A 14,519-nucleotide genomic window follows, 5' to 3' on the forward strand; every position below is an offset into this window, starting at 1 on the left:
AGGTCTGGCGGAATGGCGCGTTACGAGGATCTGCCCTACCGGACCTGCGTCGGCGTGATGTTGCTCAACAAGGACGGACTGGTGTTCATCGGCCGCCGCGCCGGTGGCATCGAGCATGTCGACGACACCCATGTCTGGCAGATGCCGCAGGGCGGCGTCGATCCCGGCGAGGACAATTGGGAAGCCGCCAAGCGCGAGCTCTATGAGGAGACCAGCGTGCGTTCGGTCGAGCGGCTCGGCGAGGTTCCGGACTGGCTCACTTACGACATTCCCCGCACGGTCGCCGGGCGCACCTGGAAGGGCCGCTACCGCGGCCAGCGCCAGAAATGGTTCGCGGTCCGCTTCACCGGCAAGGACAGCGAGATCAACGTCGAAAAGCCCGGCGGCGGCCACAAGGCCGAGTTCGTGAGCTGGCGCTGGGAGCCGATGAGGAACCTGACCGGGCTGATCGTCCCGTTCAAGCGCCCGGTCTACGAGCGCGTGGTGAAGGAATTTTCCCCGCTGGCGCAGGATTAAGTTCAAGTCGCCGTTCCAGCTTGATGCTAATGCATCGCCTGAAATGACGACGAGAGATCCACGCGTGAGTACTGAAAAACCCTACCGTCCCAATGTCGGAATCGCGCTGTTCAACGCCGATGGCCGCGTGCTGATCGGGCACCGCTTCAAGGGCGACGGCCCCGAGATCATCCTGCCGGGCTTGGACTGGCAGATGCCGCAGGGCGGCGTCGACGAGGGCGAGGATTTGCGCGACGCCGCGCTGCGCGAGCTCTGGGAAGAGACCAGCGTCAAGAGCGCAACCTATCTCGGCGAGACCGACTGGCTGACTTACGAATTCCCGCCCTATGACGGGCCGCAGACGCATCGGCTGGCGAAATTCCGCGGCCAGCGCCAGAAGTGGTTCGCGCTGCGCTTCACCGGCAAGGATGACGAGATCGATCCGCTGACGCCGCGCAACGGGCAGCCCGCCGAGTTCGACGCCTGGCGCTGGGAGCGGCTCGACCGCGTCCCCGATGTCGTGGTGCCATTCCGCCGCCACGTCTACAGCGCCGTGGCGCAGCAGTTTGCGCGGTTCGCAAACTGAAAACGCGAAAACAACCCCATGCACAGTAGAACGGGGTTGAAATCATTAGAGAACTTTGCCCGGAAATTGCGTGAGCCTAGTTGATCGGTCCCACCGTGAACGGGCCGATCGCGATGACGTGGCAATCGCCGTCGCGCTTGGCGCAGTCGGCGAGCGCGGAATTGACGGCGGACTGCTCGTCGGCGGCCCTCACACCGAGGCCCGGCCGGCCCGCGGTGCCGACCGCGACGGCGTTCCAGCCCATGCCATCGGCGAGCTTGCGCACCACCTCGTCGCGCGCATCGGCGACAATCGAGGCGTTGGACGCCGCGTGGAAGAAGCCGGTGATCCGGAGCAGGGTCGGGATCGGCACGACGAAATTCTCGTCGACCGCAACGACCAGGCAGGCGACGCCGGCGATCGCGCCGCACGATTCCAGCGAACGCCGCGCGGCATCGTCGGCGGATGACGCGCCCATCACCATGAAATATTGACCGCCCGGGCCGAGCGCGACCGCGCGGGATTTCGCGGCAGGCACGAACATGTTCTCGAGCCGGACCTTGGCGGGATCACGCACCATCGGAAAGTCTTTCGAGGCGAAGGCGCGTTTGGTCATGGCATCATGCCGGACGAACGGTTGCGGCGGCATCGGCGGCTTGCCGTGCGTGTAGACGACGTTGTTGCCGACCGCATAGAGCTCGCAGCGCCGCGGCGACTGCGCGGCATCAGCGCGCTTCTGACACTGATCGAGTGCGGCGTTGCGCGCAGCTTCCTCGTTCGGCTGATTCAACGACGCGCCGGTGAAGCCGCCGACATTGAGCGCGAACGCCTTGTAGTCGCCGGCAGCGGAATAGTCGCCAGCCAGGTAGTTGCGGATGCGCTCGTTGATGAAGGGGACGCTGTCGGCGGGAAACTTGCCGGCCATCGGCGAAGCCGATGGTGCCGGCATGGGCATCGGCGCTTTCGCCGCCATGGTGGCTGATGGGCTTGGCGCTGTTGATGCAACCACGCTGGGCGCAGGGCTCGATACAGGGCTTGGCACGATTGCTGCGATCGCCGGCGCCCTCGTGGTCTCGAGCTTGGTGAAATAGAGGAAGCCGCCGACGCCGATGGCGACGATGGAGACGACACCGACCACCAGCGGCCACATCCAGTTCGGCGCGGGCGCGGCCTTCGTCACCTTCTTGATCTGCGGCGTCGCGTAGCTGCCGTCCCCGCGCCGCATCGCCACCATGTAGGCGTGCACCGGCGTCGGGATGTTCTTGACCTCCTGCGCGCCGATATCGGCGAACTGCACCGACAGCTTGTTGGCGACCTGCTCGTGCACGGCGCGGGAGACGCAGATGCCGCCGACCTCGGCGAGGCCCTCGAGCCGGGCGGCGATATTGACACCGTCACCGAGCAGATCGCCGTCGCGCTCGACCACGTCGCCGATGGTGATGCCGATGCGAAACGACATCTGCCGGCTTGGCGGATAGGCCATGTTGCGGGTTCGCAAGGATTCCTGGATGTCGATCGCGCAGCGCACCGCGTCGACCGCGCTTGGAAATTCCGCGAGCACGGCGTCGCCCGCGGTATTGAAGATGCGTCCGCCCGCCCTGGCAATGAAATCGTCGACGACCTCGCGATAGGAGGCGAGACGCCGCAGCGTCTCCTCTTCGTCTTCCGCGACCAGTCGTGAATAGCCGGCAATATCGGCTGCGAAAATCGCTGCGATCTTGCGTTTCATCTGCGGCCGGCCCCCGGAACAAAGTTCGCGGGCGCAGAATGGCGCTATCGGCGGCGCGGTGCAACAAAGTTTCAGCGCCCGCCACTTCCGTGACGAGCGCTGAACTTATTCAGGAATTTGTAGCTTGAGCCCCGGCGCAGTGCACCGGGGCTTAGTGCATCGCCGTGCTGTTGAGCTGCTGCTGGATGCTCTTGAAGTGGTCGAGCCGCGCGATGGCTTGATCGAGCTCGTTGCCTTCGTGCTCCTTCAATCCCTCTTCCATCTCCGAGACGGTCGCGGCGAACTGGGCGCGGTCGAGCTCGGCCAGCGAGGTCGCGACGTCGGCGAGCACGGTCAGGCCCTTGTCGGAAACTTCGGCGATACCGCCGAGCACGATGATCTTCTCGTGCTTGCCGCCGGTGGTTACGGTGAGAATGCCGGGCCGGATCGCGGCCACGACCGGCGCATGTCCCGCCAGCACGCCGAAGTCACCTTCGACGCCGGGGATATCGACCTGGTCGACCTCGCCCGAGAAGGCGAGCTTTTCCGGCGAGACGAGATCGAAGTGGAAGGTGGCCATTGGAAACCTGCGAATGGTGAGTAGCGAATTGCGAATGGAGGGGGAGCAGCGCGACTATTCGCTACTCCCTGCTCGCCCTTCGCAGCTTAGGCCGCCTCGGCCGCAAGCTTCTTGCCCTTCTCGATCGCCTCTTCGATGGTGCCGACCATGTAGAAGGCGGCTTCCGGCAGGTGGTCATACTTGCCTTCGCAGAGGCCACGGAAGCCCTTGATGGTGTCCGCGAGGTCGACGAACTTGCCGGGCGAGCCGGTGAAGATTTCGGCGACGTGGAACGGCTGCGACAGGAAGCGCTCGATTTTGCGGGCGCGGGCCACCGTCAGCTTGTCCTCTTCCGAAAGCTCGTCCATGCCGAGAATGGCGATGATGTCCTGCAGCGACTTGTAGCGCTGCAGCACCTGCTGGACCTGACGCGCGGTGTCGTAGTGCTCCTGGCCGACGACGAGCGGCGAGAGCATGCGCGAGGTCGAGTCGAGCGGGTCCACCGCCGGATAGATGCCCTTTTCCGAGATCGCGCGGTTCAACACCGTGGTGGCGTCCAAATGCGCGAACGAGGTCGCGGGCGCCGGGTCGGTCAAGTCGTCGGCCGGAACGTAAATGGCCTGCACCGAAGTGATCGAACCCTTCTGCGTGGTGGTGATGCGCTCCTGCAGCGCGCCCATGTCGGTGGCGAGCGTCGGCTGGTAACCCACGGCGCTCGGGATACGACCGAGCAGCGCCGACACTTCAGAACCGGCCTGGGTGAAACGGAAGATGTTGTCGACGAAGAACAGCACGTCCTGGCCCTGGTCACGGAAGTGCTCGGCGACGGTCAGACCGGTGAGGCCGACGCGGGCGCGGGCGCCGGGCGGCTCGTTCATCTGGCCGAACACCAGCGCGCACTTCGACTTGACGCTCGGATCCGGATTGTTCGGATCGGCGTTGACCTTGGACTCGATGAACTCGTGATAGAGGTCGTTGCCCTCGCGGGTACGCTCGCCCACGCCGGCGAACACGGAGTAACCACCGTGCGCCTTCGCAACGTTGTTGATCAGCTCCTGAATCAGCACGGTCTTGCCGACGCCGGCGCCGCCGAACAGGCCGATCTTGCCGCCCTTGGCATAGGGCGCGAGCAAGTCGACGACCTTGATGCCGGTGACGAGAATTTCAGCTTCGGTCGACTGGTCGGTGTAGCTCGGCGCTTCCTGATGGATGGCGCGCGTGCCCTCGGACTGGATCGGGCCGGCTTCGTCGATCGGCTCGCCGATCACGTTCATGATGCGGCCGAGCGTGCCCGCACCGACGGGAACCGAGATCGGCTGACCGGTGTCGGTCACTTCCTGGCCGCGGACCAGACCTTCGGTCACGTCCATCGCGATCGTGCGCACGGTGGACTCACCAAGATGCTGCGCAACTTCCAGCACGAGGCGGATGTTGCCGTTCCTGGTTTCCAACGAATTCAGAATGGCCGGCAGATGGCCTTCGAACTGAACGTCGACGACGGCGCCCATGACCTGGGTGACACGACCGACCTGGGTAGCTGCTGTAGCCATGAAGCTCTCCTTCGAAATTCTTTACTTGAACGACCGTCGTTTGGTTCGTGCGTCAGACCGCCTCGGCGCCGGAGATGATCTCGATCAGCTCCTTGGTGATCTGGGCTTGACGGGTTCGGTTGTAGATCTGGGTTTGCTTGCGGATCATTTCGCCCGCGTTGCGGGTGGCGTTGTCCATCGAGCTCATCTGGGCGCCGTAGAACGAGGCGTTGTTTTCCAGCAGCGCACGGAAAATCTGCACCGCGATATTCCGCGGCAACAGGCCGGAGAGGAGTTCGTCTTCCTCCGGCTCGTAGTCGTAGGACGTCGACGGCGCGTTCGCCGCCTTTTCTTCCACGGTAAGCGGAATGATCTGCTGCGCGGTCGGGACCTGGGCAATTACCGACTTGAACTGCGCGTAGAACAGCGTGCAGACGTCGAATTCGCCGTTGTCGAAGCGGGCCAGAACCTTCTTGGCGATGTCCTCGGCGTTGACGAAGCCGAGCTGACGAACGCCGCGCAGGTCGAGATGCTCGACGATCTGCTTGTCGTACAGGCGGCGGAGCTGCTCGTAGCCCTTGCGGCCGACGCAGAAGAATTTGACTTCCTTGCCCTGCGCCATCAGCGCCTGGGCGCGCTCGCGCGCGAGGCGCACGATCGAGGAGTTGAAGGCGCCGGACAGGCCGCGCTCGCCGGTGCAGACCAGCAGCAGGTGAACCTGGTCCTTGCCGGTGCCGGCCAGCAGAACCGGCGCGCCGGGCGAACCGGCGGCAGCGCTGGCGATGTTGGAGATCACCGCGCTCATCTTGTCGGCATAGGGCCGCGCCGCCTCGGCCGCTTGCTGGGCGCGGCGCAATCGGGACGCCGCGACCATTTGCATGGCCTTGGTGATCTTCTGCGTCGCCTTGGTGGAGGCGATGCGGACGCGCATGTCTTTAAGTGACGCCATTCTTCGTTCACCCCGGCGGTTCGATCGCTTGGATCAAGCCGCTAGCCTATCCCAGTCGTCATGCCCGGGCGTGTCCCGGGCATCCACGTCTTCGTTTCCATGCAGTGAGGCACGGAAGGCCGGGACAAGAAGCCCGGCCTTGCGACCGTTCTCTTATGCGAAGCTCTTGGCGAAACCTTCGACCACCGACTTCAGCTTGGCGGCGGTGTCGTCGGAGAGATCGCGGCTGTCGCGGATCGCGTTGAGGATCTCGACATTCTTGCCGCGCAGCAGCGACAACAGACCGTCCTCGAACGCACGCACCTTGTTGACCGGAAGCGGATCGAGATAGCCGTTGGTGCCGGCCCAGATCACGCAGACCTGCTCTTCCATCTTCAGTGGCGCGAACTGCGGCTGCTTCAGCAGCTCGGTGAGACGCGAGCCGCGGTTGAGCAGGCGCTGGGTCGAGGCGTCGAGATCGGAGCCGAACTGCGCGAACGCCGCCATTTCGCGGTACTGCGCCAGCTCGCCCTTGATCTTGCCGGCGACCTTCTTGGTGGCCTTGGTCTGCGCCGAGGAGCCGACGCGCGACACCGACAGACCGACGTTCACCGCGGGGCGGATGCCTTGGAAGAACAGGTCGGTTTCGAGGAAGATCTGGCCGTCGGTGATCGAGATGACGTTGGTCGGAATGTAGGCCGACACGTCGTTGGCCTGGGTTTCGATGACCGGCAGCGCCGTCAGCGAGCCGGAGCCCTGGTCCTTGTTCAGCTTCGCCGCGCGCTCGAGCAGGCGGGAATGCAGATAGAACACGTCGCCCGGATAGGCTTCGCGGCCCGGCGGGCGGCGCAGCAGGAGCGACATCTGGCGGTAGGCGACGGCCTGCTTGGACAAATCGTCATAGATGATGACGGCGTGCATGCCGTTGTCGCGGAAGTACTCGCCCATGGTGCAGCCGGTGAACGGCGCGATGTACTGCATCGGTGCCGGATCGGACGCCGTGGCGGCGACGATGATCGAATATTCCAGCGCGCCCTGCTCTTCCAGCACCTTCACGAACTGGGCAACGGTCGAGCGCTTCTGGCCGATCGCGACGTAGACGCAATACAGCTTGATGTTCTCGTCCGGCTGCGCGTTGAGCGGCTTCTGGTTGAGGATGGTGTCGAGCGCGATCGCGGTCTTGCCGGTCTGACGGTCGCCGATGATCAGCTCGCGCTGGCCGCGGCCGATCGGGATCAGGGCGTCGATCGCCTTGAGGCCGGTCGCCATCGGCTCGTTCACGGACTTGCGCGGAATGATGCCGGGCGCCTTGACGTCGACGCGCATGCGCTTGTCGGCCTGGATCGGGCCCTTGCCGTCGATGGGGTTGCCGAGCGCGTCGACGACGCGGCCGAGCAGGCCCTTGCCGACCGGCGCGTCCACGATGGCGCGGGTGCGCTTGACGGTCTGACCTTCCTTGATCTCGCGGTCGGCGCCGAAAATAACGATACCGACGTTGTCGGTTTCGAGGTTCAGCGCCATGCCGCGGGTGCCGTTCTCGAACTCGACCATTTCACCGGCCTGGACGTTATCCAGACCGTAAACGCGGGCGATACCGTCACCGACGGACAGCACCTGTCCGACTTCGGAGACTTCAGCTTCCTGGCCGAAATTCTTGATCTGGTCCTTGAGGATCGCGGAAATTTCCGCGGCGCGGATGTCCATCAGCCTGCCTCTTTCATCGCGTGCTTGATCGAATTGAGTTTGGTGCGAAGCGAGCTATCGATCATCCGGCTGCCAAGCTTGACCACGAGGCCACCGATGATCGAGGGATCGACCTTCACGTTGAGCGCGACGTCCTTGCCGGTCACCGACTTCAGGGCAACCTTGAGGGCGTCGAGATTCTTGTCCGAGAGCGCCTCCGCCACGGTGACGTCGGCCGTGGCCTCGCCCTTGAACTTGGCGACCAAGGCGCGATAGGCGCGGATGACGTCAGCCACCGCGAACAGGCGGCGGTTGGCGGTCAGCACTTTCAGGAAATTGGCGGAGATGCCGGCGATGCCTGCCTTGTCCAGCACGGCCGAGAGGGCCCTGGACTGGGCGTCGGCCGCGAAAACCGGGCTGCGAACGAGGCGCTTCAGATCGGCGCTTTCGTTGAGCATGCCCTCGAATTTCTCGAGATCGGCTTTGACCTCGTCGACCACTTTCTGGTCGCGGGCCAGTTCAAACAAGGCCGTTGCATAACGGCCCGACACACCGGAAACGGACGTATCTTCTGCAGCCACAGACGTGCTCTTTTTGCTGTCAAACTCGCAAGGGAAAAACCGTCGCCACAAAGCGGCGCCTAGCGATCCAAGCCCTTGGAATTCAAGCGGGACTTCGATTTTCGACCCCGCACGGAAGTGCCGGGCTCGTTAAAATCGCGGCTTTGCTAACATAGCAGGCGCGCACGTGCAACATGACGCCAAATTAAAGGCATGACGTTCTGTCGCCAGTTCGTCGCAGTCCACGACGACGCGACGACGACCTGCCACGCCGCGGAATTGCCACAGCGCTTAAGCCAGCCCATGAGCCGACGCCGGCGATTTGTTCCTGCCCTCAGCGCATAGCGGCCATGAACACGGATCGCTGAGGCGTGATTCCGGGCGCATCCGCTTCACTCGCCGAATACTTACCCAATTCTAAATGCGGGAAGCGATGACTTCGTTTTACAGTATTTGTAAGTAATATAGAGGTTAATGAATCGTTAAAATCCAAGATTACGGAATATCGGCCGAATATCCCTGCCGGTAACAAGATATTACATGAAGACACAGAACGGATTTACTGCCCAATTCACGCCTCATTAGGAATCGAAACGCGGTCCCGCTCGCAAACTTACGGGGGCTCCACTTGCCACATATGTGGCAATACTAGCTTAGGGACCAATATATGCTTTGTTTGAAGACGCTGGGCTCTGTGACCCGGCCGCGTACGGCGATCGCCTTTGTTGCCGCAACTCTTCTCATCGGTGGAACTGCCACCGAAGCTTCCGCCAAATCCCGCCATCACCATCGGTATTCCCACCATCATCACCGCCACCACGCCCAGAACGATGCCAACACGACCTCCGATTGGCGTAACGCCAATGCGTCGATGACGCCGTCGCAGGGCACCGGACGTTCCTTCTCCGGCATGGCTTCCTTTTACGGCAACGAGTCCGGCAGCAGGACCGCCTCGGGCCAGCGCTTCAACCAGAACGCCATGACCGCGGCGCACCGTTCGCTGCCGTTCGGCACCAAGCTGCGGGTCACCCATGGCGGCTCGAGCGTCATCGTCACCATCAACGACCGTGGCCCGTTCATTCGCGGCCGTGTCCTCGACCTCTCCACGGGCGCTGCCCGTGCCATCGGCCTCACCGGCGCCGGCGTCGGCCGCGTCACCGCGGAAGTCGTCTCCTAAGACGCGCGACGCGTGAAACAAGCCCGCCGTCTTGGGGGACGGCGGGCTTTTTGTTTGTTCCTCCGCCGTCATTGCGAGGAGCGCAGCGACGGGGAGAGAGCGGTGGCCTACAAAAAGCTCTGCGGATCGACGTCGACTTCGAGCTTTTGATTGCCCTTCGGCTTCGGGCATGCGGCAAGCCAGTTGCGCAGATAATCCGACAGGTCGAAGCCGCGCGCGGATTTCACCAGAATGCGGAAGCGGTAGCGGCCCTTGATGACCGCGAGCGGGGCTTCCGCCGGGCCCAGCACCACCACGCGCTCGTCGTGCGGCGCGAGCGCGACGAGGTGGCGGCCAAAGCCTTCGGCGCTCGGCCGGTCGCCGGCGGAAATGATCAGGCTCGCCAGCCGCCCGAACGGCGGATAGAGCGTGCGTTCGCGCAAATCGATCTCGCTGTCGTAGAAGGCTTCGCGGTCGCAGGCGATCAGCGCCTTCATCACGGGATGATCGGGCTGGTGGGTCTGGAGATAGCCGATGCCACGGCCCTGCTCGCGCCCGGCGCGGCCGATCACCTGGTTGAGCAATTGCCAGGTGCGCTCGGAGGCGCGCGGATCGCCATTGGACAGGCCGAGATCGGCATCGACCACGCCGACCAGGTTGAGCCGCGGGAAATTGTGGCCCTTGGCGACGAGCTGGGTGCCGATGATGACGTCGACGCGGCCCTCCGCAATGTCATTGAGTTCCGAGCGCATCGTCTCGATCGAGGTGATGAGATCGCTCGACAGCACCATGGTGCGCGCCTCCGGGAACAGCGCCGCCGCCTCCTCCTGCAAGCGCTCGACACCGGGCCCGACCGCGACCAGCGATTCCTCCGCCGCGCAATGCGGGCAGGTTTGCGGGCGCGGCATCGAGAAACCGCAATGGTGACAGACGAGGCGCTGGCGGAAGCGATGATCGACCAGCCAGGCGTCGCAGATGGTGCAGGCGAAGCGATGGCCACAGGCGCGGCACAGCGTCAACGGCGCATAGCCGCGGCGATTGAGGAACAAGAGCGCCTGCTCGCGCCGCTCGATCGCGGTCCTGATCTCGGACGCCAGCCGCGGCGAGATGAAGCGGCCGCGCGCCGGCGGCTCGCGGCGCATGTCGATGGCCTCGATATGCGGCATGTGCTGGCCGCCGAAGCGCGACGGCAGCGCGATGCGCTGATAGCGGTTCTTGCGCGCATTGACCTCGGATTCGACCGACGGCGTCGCCGACGCCAGCACGATCGGGACCTTTGCGATATGCGCGCGCACCACCGCCATGTCGCGGGCGTGATAATGCACGCCCTCGTCCTGCTTGTAGGCCTGGTCGTGCTCTTCATCGACCACGATGAGGCCGAGATTGGCGTAGGGCAGAAACAGCGCCGAGCGCGCGCCGACCACGACCGGCGCGCTGCCCTCGGAGATCGCCGCCCAATTGCGCGCGCGGGTACGCGGCGTCAGCTCGGAATGCCATTCCAGAGGACGCACGCCAAAACGCTGCGCGAAGCGGTCGAGGAACTGGCCGGTGAGCGCGATCTCCGGCATCAGGATCAGCGATTGCTTTCCGCGGCGGATCGCCTCGGCCACGGCTTCGAAGTAAACCTCGGTCTTGCCCGAGCCGGTGACGCCGTCGAGCAGTGCGACGTGAAAGCTGCCGTTGGCGGCGAGCGCACGCATGGCATCGACCCCGGCGCGCTGGAGCGGCGAAAACTCCGGCCTGCTGAAATCCGGATCGGGTGCGGGCGGCGGCGGAGCCGGCGGCATCGGCTCGACCGTGAGCGTGCCTTCGTCGACGAGGCCGTCGATCACGCCGGCCGAAACGCCGGCCTCCTTGGCCGCTTCCGACTTGCCGTGCAGCAGCCGGTCCGACAGCACCTCGATCAGGCGCTGCCGCGCCGGCGTCAGACGTTTTGGCGGATCGCCGACCAGGCGGACGCCGGCACGCACCCGCTCGGGGCCGAGGTTCTCGCCCATTCGCAGGCACATGCGCAGCACCATGCCGCGCGGGCTCAGCGTGTAATTGGCGATCCAGTCGACGACCGCACGCAACTCGGGCTTCAGCGGCGGGATGTCGAGCTTTTCGCTGACCTCCTTGAGGCGGTTGTGCAGGCGCGGATCCGGATTGGCGTTTTCGGCCCAGACCACGGCGAGCACCTCGCGCGGGCCGAGCGGCACGCCGATAATGTCGCCCGCCTTCAGCTCCATCCCGCGCGGCACCTTGTAGGAATAGGTCTGGTCGAGCGCGACCGGCACCAGCACGTCGACCATGCGGGTCGCGTTGGCGGAAACGGCGTTGCTGCGCGACGTGTGATCCATGGAGGGGGAATCGGAACCAGGGGCCTCAAGGCTAGCGCCCTGAGGCGGCCTTAGCGAACGATAAACGAGTATGATGCGATATACTGAGTGGAATCACCACGTCCAGAGCGCATGAGCAAAGCGGCCGTCCCATACATCGAGCTCGCCAGCGCCGATCCTGATATCGCGCAGGAGATGATGCGCTGGCTGTCGCATCTCGGCTCGGAGCGACGGCTGTCGCCGAAGACGCTGGAAGCCTATGGCCGCGATTTGCGGCAGTGCCTGAATTTCCTCTGCGGCCATTGGGGCGAGCGGGTGACGCTGAAGCGGTTCGCTGCGCTGGAGGCCACCGATATCAGGGCCTTCATGGCGATGCGCCGCGCCGACGATATTGCCGGGCGCTCGCTGATGCGCGCACTCGCGGGCCTGCGCTCGTTCGGCCGCTTCCTCGAACGCGAAGGCAAAGGCAAGGTCGGGGCGCTCTCGGCGATCCGCGCGCCGAAAGTCGCCAAGAGCCTGCCAAAGCCGCTGCCTATGGCGTCGGCCAAACGTCTTGCGGACGCCGACGAGCGCGCCGGCGAGGATCGCGAGACCTGGATTCTGGCGCGTGATGCCGCGGTGATGGCTCTCCTCTACGGCTCGGGCCTGCGCATCTCCGAAGCGCTGGGGCTGACACGCCGCGAGGTGCCGCGTCCCGGCGAAGGCGACGTGCTGATCGTAACAGGTAAAGGCAACAAGACCCGCATGGTGCCGGTGCTCCAGAACGTGCTCGAGCTGGTGCAAGAATATGTCGCGATGTGCCCGTATCCGCTGCCGGCCGAGGGCCCGATCTTCGTCGGCGCGCGCGGCGGGCCCTTGAGCCCGCGTATCATCCAGCTCGCGATGGAGCGGCTGCGCGGCGCGCTCGGCCTGCCCGACAGCGCCACGCCGCACGCGCTCCGGCATTCCTTCGCGACGCATCTGCTGTCACGCGGCGGCGATCTGCGCGCGATCCAGGAATTGCTCGGCCATGCCTCGCTCTCGACCACGCAGATCTATACCGGCATCGATGCCGAGCGGCTGCTGGAAGTCTATGCTAGCGCGCATCCGCGCCGATAGCGGCTCAGTTGGCGAGATACTCGATATCGTAGACGTAGTTCGAGCCGCGCCCGACCTCGACGCGGACCATCGGCCTGAACGTCTCCAGCCGCTCATACAGCGGCGCCGTGACCTTCACCGGTTGGCCCGCGATGCGAACGAAATACTCCGCCTTGCGACGGCTACCTGACCTCCACGCACGATCGACACGGCCTTCGATCACAAGGCGGGACGTCAGGTGATCGAGAAACAGCATTCGTCCGGCATACCACGCAAGACCGCTGCCGAGCAGCACGATCAGGATCATCGAGGCGAACGCCTTCGCCTTGTCGCCCCATGAGCCGTACAGCGGAGGTTGTCGCAGCTGCGAGCCGACGATAATCAAACCCAGAACAACGAGGCCGATATGGACGTCGTTGACTGCGATGATCGAGCTCTTGTCATAAAGCCGCAACAGGCCGATGTAGATCAGGCCCAGCGCGAGGACAATCTTGCCGACGAACGGAAAGGCCGCGGTGTTGCGGGCCTTCAGCAGCGCAAACGCGGAGGCGAGGATGGAAGGCCAGACGCAGGCTGCGATGAATTCCGCTGTGGTCATAGGACAGGACTAGATCAGCCCGGACGCGAAACCCTTAATTGCAACGGGCATCGCGGCTTGCCACTTGCGCCCGTCGCGCGGTTCGGTCAATCGTTGGTAAACAGGCAGGAGGGATTTATGAGCGCACATGAAAGCATGGAGCATGCCGAGCACGCCGAACACGCGTCCGGCTCGAACAAGAAGATCGCGCTCCTGATCGCCGTCCTGGCGCTTTTCCTGGCGATCTCGGAGACGCTCGGCAAGGGCGCCCAGACCGAATCGATCAGCAAGAACGTCGAGGCTTCCAACCTCTGGGCCTTCTTCCAGGCCAAGAGCATCCGCCGCACGGTGGTGCAGACCGCGGCCGAGCAGGGCAAGCTGACGTTCGGCGCCGCGACCGACGAGGCCACCAAGGCCGCGGCTCAGAAGCAGATCGAGGACTGGCAGAAGACCGCGCAGCGCTACCGCTCCGAGCCGGAGACCGGCGAAGGCACCGAGCAGCTGGCCGAAAAGGCCAAGCACGCCGAGCATGAGCGCGACGAGGCGACTGCGAAATATCATCACTTCGAGCTGGCGTCCGCCGCCTTCCAGATCGGCATCGTGCTGGCCTCAGCCACAATCATCACCGGCATGCTGCCGCTCGCCTGGATCGCGGGCCTGCTGTCGCTTGCCGGACTTGGGATGACCGTGCTCGGCGCATGGTCGCCGCATCTGCTGCATCTGCATTGAGACTCTCAGCCCGCATGAGCGCCGCGACATGCAGGGAGCCACAATAACGAATCCCGGATATCGCTTTGCTCATCCGGGCTACGCGACGCTCATTGCGTCGACACTCACCGCGCTTCGTGCACGCTCTTGCGAAAGCGCTGGATCAGGCGGAGCGTGCGGGAGGACCAGCCTTCGCCGTTGCCGGCGATCAGCTCGCGGATGCGCCGCTTGACCGGATCGACCAGCTCGGCGGCCTTGGCACGCAGCTTCAGCACCAGATCATAGAGCCGCTCGAACCAGGCCATCTCCATCAGCTTGTCGCGCGTCACGTCGAACACGAAGGCGGTGACGCCGACCCCGAGCAGCTTTGCGAACACGATGGTGAAGACCGCGCTGGTCCAATATTCGTGCGTGAGCAGCCACAGACCGACCAGCTTGAGCGGAAACAGCGGGATGATGGGCACGGCGAACACGATCAGCGTCATCGCCGGCGACAGCGCATCGACGCGGTCCGACAGCCATTGCTTGAACCGCGCGAGCGGAACAATTGCGACAACGCGCGCAACGATCGGTTCGAGATGGTCCCACAGCCAGGCTTCGATCAGGAAGATGATCGCAAGCAGGACCCAGACCGGTTGAAGCAGGCGGCGTAGCAT

The 14,519-nt window shown here is 64.5% G+C and carries 14 protein-coding genes; 5 read left to right on the plus strand and 9 right to left on the minus strand.

The annotated features are described in order from the left end of the window. The first annotated feature begins 12 nt into the window (after positions 1 to 12). Both IVA75_RS10245 and IVA75_RS10250 read left to right on the plus strand, forming a co-directional pair. Positions 13 to 516 carry an RNA pyrophosphohydrolase gene (locus tag IVA75_RS10245; protein ID WP_027566418.1) on the plus strand — a complete coding sequence of 168 codons (504 nt, stop codon included), beginning with the start codon at positions 13 to 15 and terminating at the stop codon, positions 514 to 516. Positions 517 to 580: 64 nt separating this feature from the next. Beyond that, positions 581 to 1,081 carry an RNA pyrophosphohydrolase gene (locus IVA75_RS10250; RefSeq protein WP_247284911.1) on the plus strand — a complete coding sequence of 167 codons (501 nt, stop codon included), beginning with the start codon at positions 581 to 583 and terminating at the stop codon, positions 1,079 to 1,081. A 76-nt stretch (positions 1,082 to 1,157) separates the two neighbouring features. Here the strand turns inward: IVA75_RS10250 and IVA75_RS10255 are convergent, their stop codons facing one another. From IVA75_RS10255 to IVA75_RS10280, 6 genes are all read right to left on the minus strand, one after another. Then, positions 1,158 to 2,789 (minus strand): adenylate/guanylate cyclase domain-containing protein, encoded by a 1,632-nt coding sequence (locus IVA75_RS10255; protein WP_247284912.1) that lies wholly within the window; start codon positions 2,787 to 2,789, stop codon positions 1,158 to 1,160. 151 nt (positions 2,790 to 2,940) lie between these two features. Beyond that, positions 2,941 to 3,348, minus strand: a complete 408-nt coding sequence (locus IVA75_RS10260; protein ID WP_027566415.1) for a F0F1 ATP synthase subunit epsilon — start codon at positions 3,346 to 3,348, stop codon at positions 2,941 to 2,943. An 86-nt stretch (positions 3,349 to 3,434) separates the two neighbouring features. Continuing rightward, a complete protein-coding gene (gene atpD / locus IVA75_RS10265) occupies positions 3,435 to 4,877 on the minus strand; it encodes a F0F1 ATP synthase subunit beta (protein WP_027566414.1) in 1,443 nt (480 codons plus the stop codon). A 52-nt stretch (positions 4,878 to 4,929) separates the two neighbouring features. Further along, positions 4,930 to 5,805: a F0F1 ATP synthase subunit gamma gene (locus IVA75_RS10270; RefSeq protein ID WP_027566413.1), complete on the minus strand. Its 876-nt coding sequence runs from the start codon at positions 5,803 to 5,805 to the stop codon at positions 4,930 to 4,932. A gap of 153 nt (positions 5,806 to 5,958) precedes the next feature. Continuing rightward, positions 5,959 to 7,488 carry a F0F1 ATP synthase subunit alpha gene (gene atpA / locus IVA75_RS10275; RefSeq protein ID WP_007604342.1) on the minus strand — a complete coding sequence of 510 codons (1,530 nt, stop codon included), beginning with the start codon at positions 7,486 to 7,488 and terminating at the stop codon, positions 5,959 to 5,961. Continuing rightward, positions 7,488 to 8,048, minus strand: coding sequence for a F0F1 ATP synthase subunit delta (locus tag IVA75_RS10280; protein ID WP_027566412.1), 561 nt, complete (start codon positions 8,046 to 8,048; stop codon positions 7,488 to 7,490). The genes atpA and IVA75_RS10280 overlap by 1 nt, the downstream gene beginning before the upstream one ends. Positions 8,049 to 8,694: 646 nt before the next feature. On the opposite strand from IVA75_RS10280, the gene IVA75_RS10285 reads away from it, so the two are divergent. After that, positions 8,695 to 9,204 (plus strand): septal ring lytic transglycosylase RlpA family protein, encoded by a 510-nt coding sequence (locus IVA75_RS10285; protein WP_027566411.1) that lies wholly within the window; start codon positions 8,695 to 8,697, stop codon positions 9,202 to 9,204. A gap of 107 nt (positions 9,205 to 9,311) precedes the next feature. Here the strand turns inward: IVA75_RS10285 and IVA75_RS10290 are convergent, their stop codons facing one another. After that, positions 9,312 to 11,522, minus strand: coding sequence for a primosomal protein N' (locus IVA75_RS10290; RefSeq protein WP_247284913.1), 2,211 nt, complete (start codon positions 11,520 to 11,522; stop codon positions 9,312 to 9,314). 111 nt (positions 11,523 to 11,633) lie between these two features. Here IVA75_RS10290 and IVA75_RS10295 point away from each other — a divergent pair, with 111 nt between their 5' ends. Next, positions 11,634 to 12,599: a tyrosine recombinase XerC gene (locus IVA75_RS10295; protein ID WP_247284914.1), complete on the plus strand. Its 966-nt coding sequence runs from the start codon at positions 11,634 to 11,636 to the stop codon at positions 12,597 to 12,599. Between the two features lie 4 nt (positions 12,600 to 12,603). On the opposite strand, the gene IVA75_RS10300 is transcribed toward IVA75_RS10295, so the two are convergent. Further along, a complete protein-coding gene (locus tag IVA75_RS10300) occupies positions 12,604 to 13,176 on the minus strand; it encodes a hypothetical protein (protein ID WP_247284915.1) in 573 nt (190 codons plus the stop codon). Between the two features lie 117 nt (positions 13,177 to 13,293). Here IVA75_RS10300 and IVA75_RS10305 point away from each other — a divergent pair, with 117 nt between their 5' ends. After that, positions 13,294 to 13,884, plus strand: a complete 591-nt coding sequence (locus tag IVA75_RS10305; protein WP_247284916.1) for a DUF4337 domain-containing protein — start codon at positions 13,294 to 13,296, stop codon at positions 13,882 to 13,884. Positions 13,885 to 13,988: 104 nt separating this feature from the next. Here IVA75_RS10305 and IVA75_RS10310 read toward each other — a convergent pair whose 3' ends face one another. Beyond that, on the minus strand, positions 13,989 to 14,519 hold the full coding sequence (locus tag IVA75_RS10310) for a hypothetical protein (protein ID WP_027566406.1): 531 nt from the start codon (positions 14,517 to 14,519) through the stop codon (positions 13,989 to 13,991).

The sequence above is a fragment of the Bradyrhizobium sp. 134 genome, from assembly GCF_023074155.1.
Taxonomy (GTDB): domain Bacteria; phylum Pseudomonadota; class Alphaproteobacteria; order Rhizobiales; family Xanthobacteraceae; genus Bradyrhizobium.

Bases quoted from the DNA above. Each gene is read 5' to 3' on its own strand.
- IVA75_RS10300 (WP_247284915.1), bottom strand. From the start codon at position 13,176: ATGACCACAGCGGAATTCATCGCAGCCTGCGTCTGGCCTTCCATCCTC.
- IVA75_RS10245 (WP_027566418.1), top strand. From the start codon at position 13: ATGGCGCGTTACGAGGATCTGCCCTACCGGACCTGCGTCGGCGTGATG.
- IVA75_RS10255 (WP_247284912.1), bottom strand. From the start codon at position 2,789: ATGAAACGCAAGATCGCAGCGATTTTCGCAGCCGATATTGCCGGCTAT.
- IVA75_RS10270 (WP_027566413.1), bottom strand. From the start codon at position 5,805: ATGGCGTCACTTAAAGACATGCGCGTCCGCATCGCCTCCACCAAGGCG.
- IVA75_RS10285 (WP_027566411.1), top strand. From the start codon at position 8,695: ATGCTTTGTTTGAAGACGCTGGGCTCTGTGACCCGGCCGCGTACGGCG.
- IVA75_RS10310 (WP_027566406.1), bottom strand. From the start codon at position 14,519: ATGCTACGCCGCCTGCTTCAACCGGTCTGGGTCCTGCTTGCGATCATC.
- IVA75_RS10305 (WP_247284916.1), top strand. From the start codon at position 13,294: ATGAGCGCACATGAAAGCATGGAGCATGCCGAGCACGCCGAACACGCG.
- IVA75_RS10260 (WP_027566415.1), bottom strand. From the start codon at position 3,348: ATGGCCACCTTCCACTTCGATCTCGTCTCGCCGGAAAAGCTCGCCTTC.
- IVA75_RS10290 (WP_247284913.1), bottom strand. From the start codon at position 11,522: ATGGATCACACGTCGCGCAGCAACGCCGTTTCCGCCAACGCGACCCGC.
- IVA75_RS10295 (WP_247284914.1), top strand. From the start codon at position 11,634: ATGAGCAAAGCGGCCGTCCCATACATCGAGCTCGCCAGCGCCGATCCT.
- atpD (WP_027566414.1), bottom strand. From the start codon at position 4,877: ATGGCTACAGCAGCTACCCAGGTCGGTCGTGTCACCCAGGTCATGGGC.
- atpA (WP_007604342.1), bottom strand. From the start codon at position 7,488: ATGGACATCCGCGCCGCGGAAATTTCCGCGATCCTCAAGGACCAGATC.